3 protein-coding genes are annotated in these 4,953 nt (G+C 44.7%); 2 read left to right on the forward strand and 1 reads right to left on the reverse strand.

Translation table 11 applies throughout. The features are described from left to right. The first annotated feature begins 362 nt into the window (after window positions 1-362). Window positions 363-3,203: a TonB-dependent receptor gene (locus tag MHM99_RS20710; protein ID WP_014949791.1), complete on the forward strand. Its 2,841-nt coding sequence runs from the start codon at window positions 363-365 to the stop codon at window positions 3,201-3,203. Between the two features lie 73 nt (window positions 3,204-3,276). Here MHM99_RS20710 and MHM99_RS20715 read toward each other — a convergent pair whose 3' ends face one another. After that, window positions 3,277-3,726, reverse strand: coding sequence for an effector binding domain-containing protein (locus MHM99_RS20715; RefSeq protein ID WP_049587216.1), 450 nt, complete (start codon window positions 3,724-3,726; stop codon window positions 3,277-3,279). A 247-nt stretch (window positions 3,727-3,973) separates the two neighbouring features. Between MHM99_RS20715 and MHM99_RS20720 the strand changes: the two genes are divergently transcribed. Next, window positions 3,974-4,858, forward strand: a complete 885-nt coding sequence (locus tag MHM99_RS20720) for a DMT family transporter (RefSeq protein ID WP_080986407.1) — start codon at window positions 3,974-3,976, stop codon at window positions 4,856-4,858. Window positions 4,859-4,953: the final 95 nt, after the last annotated feature.

The raw sequence follows: 4,953 nt of genomic DNA on the forward strand, positions 1-4,953 counted from the left end.
CCTTCTGAAACTGTACCTGATTCTTCGCCATGATCTATCTCACTCAAACACTGATTATATATACAGTATAACAATAACTGAGAAATGTGGGTAATCAGGAAAACAATTATTGAGTATTATTAATACAAAACTTAAAAATATTAATTAAACCTACTATTTATAAATTCTTTAAAATTAAGTTAACTCTTTCATAGCTAGAATTTAATTCACCGCAAAAAATTGATTTATTTAATACTAGATAATTAGAATGCGCGCCATTGCAACATAAGTAAAAACTACGCATGCAATTTGGCTAGCCCTTGCCTATTTACGGGGCGTTAACCAACAACAAGCACGTAAATCTAATTCACTAGGAACAATCCATGAAAAATATTGCAACTGCAGTTCAGTTAGCATTAGCAGGAAGTGTCGCGTTGACCTCAGGCAACGTTCTTGCACAGGACTCAACAAATGAAAGCGCTGACGTTGAAAAAATTCAGGTCACCGGTTCTCGTATCTCTCGTCAGGGCGCTATCGCTCCATCACCAGTAACAGCCATTTCTGGTGAGTCACTTCTTAATTCAGGTGCGATGAACATTGGTGAGGTGCTTAATGAGCTTCCTTCACTTGCAAACACATTCTCATTGGGTAATTCAGGTCAATTTATTGGAACTGCCGGTCTAAATATTCTTGACCTACGCGGTATGGGTACTGACCGCACGTTAGTATTGGTAGACGGTAAACGTCACGTATCTTCTTCAGCAGGCTCTGCAGCGGTAGATACCAACACCATCCCTACTTCGTGGATTGAGCGCGTAGAAATCGTTACTGGCGGTGCTTCTGCGGTTTATGGTGCAGATGCAGTAACTGGTGTTGTTAACTTCATTCTTAAAAAGAACATTGAAGGTTTCGACGTGAGTGCGACGCAAGGCTTTGCACAGGAAAACGGTTATAAGAACGATAAATACCAAGCATCATACGGCTTTAACTTCGACAATGATCGCGGCAACATTGCTTTTGCAGCCGAATACAGCTCACAAGAAGCTTTAGAGGCCCTTGACAACCCTTGGACTGCAACGTCGTATCGTAATATGAGCTTTGAAAGCATCATGGGATACGAGCGCAGTGAAGACCAGTTAAATTCAACGGCATTTCCTGACAACTTTTACACTGCTAATGCGGGCTACTACACACTAAACAACTCTGGCGTTTTTGGCGGCAACTCTCAGACTTTCAACGCTGACGGTTCAATTCGCGAAATCTACACCGGTGACCAAGTAGACGGTGCGTTCTGCGCAAACTGTGATTCGTTTAACCTGCGCCAGTTTACGCAGCTTCAGCCTGAGTTTGATCGTACTAACCTAAATGTAAAAGGTAACTACGAGCTAAACGACGACACCACAGTGTATGCACAGGCTAAGTACGCGCGTACTCGTGCAATTACAATGGGTCAGCCTGCTTTCTTCTATGGCGGCTCAGAGACAACCATTTATCGTAACAATGCCTTTCTAGATGATAGCGTTGCCGCATACATGGATGAAAACGAACTAGACAGCATTCAGCTTAACCGCATGATGACTGACCTAGGGCGCCGCACCGAAGCAGACGAGCGTGAAACTTATCGTTACGTGCTAGGTATTGAAGGCTACATTGGTGACGAGTGGAGCTACGAGGCATTTGTAAACTACGGCAAAACTGAATTAGAGCGTGAGAACCGCAACAACCTTGTTTTGCAAAACTTCGAGAATGCACTTAACGCAATAACTGACGGCGATGGAAACATTGTTTGTGCGTCAGGTAGTGATGACGGCTGTGTACCGCTGAACATTATGGGCTTTGGTCAGCCTTCACAAGAAGCAATTGACTACGTCAATACTACATCAGTTGGCACAAGCAAAATTGAACAATACAACGCTGGCGCAACCATCGCAAACTCTGGTATTTATGAATTACCTGCAGGATACGTTGGCTTTGCAGCCGGTGTTGAATATCGCAAAGAAAAAAGCGAAATTGAAGAACCTGATAATGCAGCGGGTACCTTTTTCAACACTCTAGGTGAAGATAAAGGCGATTACGATGTATCAGAAGTATTTACTGAAGTTACTATTCCACTACTTGCCGATCTCCCTGGCGTAGAAATGCTGACATTTGATACTGCGGCGCGGATTGCCAACTACTCTTCGATTGGCAACGCGAAAAGCTGGAAGCTTGGTCTAGATTGGAAAGTGTATGAAGATTTACGTCTACGTGCGACAAAATCATCTGCACTACGCGCGCCGAACATCGGTGAACTTTATGGTGAAGCAAGCCAAACCTTCTTCCGCGTAGACGATCCATGTCGTACAGACAACCTTGCTGACTTAGCCAACGCCGACCAACGCATTGCAAACTGTGCAGCGTTAGGTATCCCTGCAGATTTCAACTCTGATTACGACTCAGCAACGCTAGAAGGCGTAAACGGTGGAAACATCGACTTGCAAGCGGAGAGCTCAATCTCTAAAACACTAGGTGTTGTCTATACTCCTAGCTGGTTTGAAGGCTTTACCGCTACTGTTGACTACTGGGAAATCGAGCTGACAGACGCGATTTCGTCTATTGACGGCCAAACAATTTTGGACCGCTGTGTTGACTCTGAGTCGGGTATTAACAACGTATACTGTGGCCTTATCGACCGTGATGGAACTACCGGTGAAATCACTCAGATTCGTAGCTATGCATTGAACATCGCGGGTCAAGAAGCCAAGGGTATCGACTTCGAACTAGGATATGATTTCGACGCGCTAGAAGGCGCATTCCGTACTAGCTTGATTGCGACTTACCTTAAAGACCGCAAAGAATTCCCATTCCAAGATAACCCTGAAGTATTCTATCAGTACGCAGGTACGGCAGGTGAATCTGATTGGCAGGGTGTATTCACCATCAACTATAGCCGTGGTGATTGGGAAGCAAGCTGGAAAACTCGCTACCTAGAACGTTCAAGCCTTTACGACAACCAAGAGTTAGCGCGTAACCCAAATCCGAGCAACCGTATGGAACTGCCTTCATACGCTGTGACTGACGTGACCGCGGGTTACAACTTTGCTAACGGTGTTAGCCTAACCGTGGGTATTGATAACCTGTTTAACCGTGCGCTACCGACGGGCACGACAGGCACGGGTTCAATAGACGGCGCGTACGACAACATTGGCCGCTTCGGATACGTTACCGTAGCGTACAAAATGTAATTTACGTAATATTGAGCAATGATAAAAACGGCGCTTATTAGCGCCGTTTTTTTATTATAAAGTTAACATGACGTCATTTTATTGCTATATAAACGTCTATATGGTTGCCATTCACATAGTGCTCGAAGTCTATTGAAAACGTCCTTTCATACTCGGCACCTCCTTCTGTGAAATAGCGCCAAATATCGCTCCATGCATCAATGGCAATTTGCGGCATTTCACCTTGTCGCGAAAAAACGAGATACTTTCCTGCGGGAATAGTGATGTGCTCAACCTTTAAATGTTCGGGCACTGAGTCACCGTCAAACCCAGCCAACACGGAAAAGTCACCGGAATGATCGGATTCGTAGTTGAAATACACGCCATACACTCGCTCGCCGTCTTTATAGTCAACAGCTATCGAATTATCAAACCTTTGCCAAAGTGTGGGTATCTTTCCCTGTGGTGAGAATTCAGTGTGATTATTGGTAATCACCGAAAAGCCTTTAATATCTATCGGTGAAGAGAGTTGTCGCATTTCCATGTCTTTATTCCATTTATTTGTGCGAGATAATCATGATACACGCTTGTGCTTTGCCCACCATTCAGATCTTGGTTATTTCACTTACTTTTCATGTGTATTCTAACTGCAAAGTAAAAGGCTCATTGGTTTAAAATAATGAAACTAGCTGTTATCACCTTTTAATTTTCAATACTTTCCCTTATCAACGAGCATTTCAGTTTTAGAACAAATATAATCCTGTTTTGTCTCATCCAGGTTGCAATATATTGTGAATCAACGTTTTTTACTTGCCATAGTCGCAGTGCTTCTGGCGATGGTAACCATACAGTCTGGTGCATCGTTTGCGAAACAACTCTTTCCTATCGTCGGCCCTGAAGGCACCAGTGCTCTTCGTGCGTTTTTCGCCGCGTTGGTGTTAACAATAATTTTTAGGCCTTGGAGAGCGCGCTTAAGCGCAAAAGGATGGCGTAACGTTATTTTCTACGGCGCTTGCTTAGGCGCAATGAATATCATCTTCTATCTTGCGATTGAGCGTATTCCCCTTGGCATAGGTGTTGCGCTTGAGTTCACCGGACCATTGGCTGTGGCATTTTTTAGTGCCAGAAAAAAGAGAGACTTTGCTTGGGCTATTTTAGCCGTTGCAGGCGTTTGTTTGCTGCTTCCCGATATTGGCGGCGCGTCGGCCGAGAGCTTAGATCCCGTCGGCGTTATTCTTGCCCTTACAGCCGGAGCGTTTTGGGCCGGTTACATCGTATTTGGAAACAAAACAGGCAACGAAGGTTCTGGCGGTGTTACGGTAACATTAGGCATGCTAGTGGCCGCTATCTGTGTAGTGCCTATTGGCGTTGCAAGTCAAGGTGTCGCCTTACTCTCGCCACAGGCTATTTTCATCGGGTTCGCTGTAGGCGTATTCTCGTCGGCTATCCCGTATACGTTAGAAATGAGTGCAATGCGCAATATGCCTAAGCAAACCTTCAGCATTATGATGAGTGTTGAGCCTGCCGTTGCAGCCATAGCGGCGTTCATCATTATTGATGAAACCCTCACGCTTTCACAATGGTTTGCAGTGGCTTTAGTCGTTATTGCTACCGCCGGGAGTTCAGCCACACAAAAACAACTACCCAAACAAAAACAAATTGAAACCCTTTCCTAGGGCCTGTTGACCTTTGGTGTACGAATTTTGGTCTAAATGGAAGCCTTTTAATCGCGAAACAGTCCTGCAAGCCTAGCGGGCTAAGTTAAAGGACT

Origin of the sequence: Alteromonas sp. MmMcT2-2 (genome assembly GCF_022348305.1) — a bacterium.
In the GTDB taxonomy this organism is placed as follows: Bacteria; Pseudomonadota; Gammaproteobacteria; order Enterobacterales; family Alteromonadaceae; genus Alteromonas; species Alteromonas macleodii.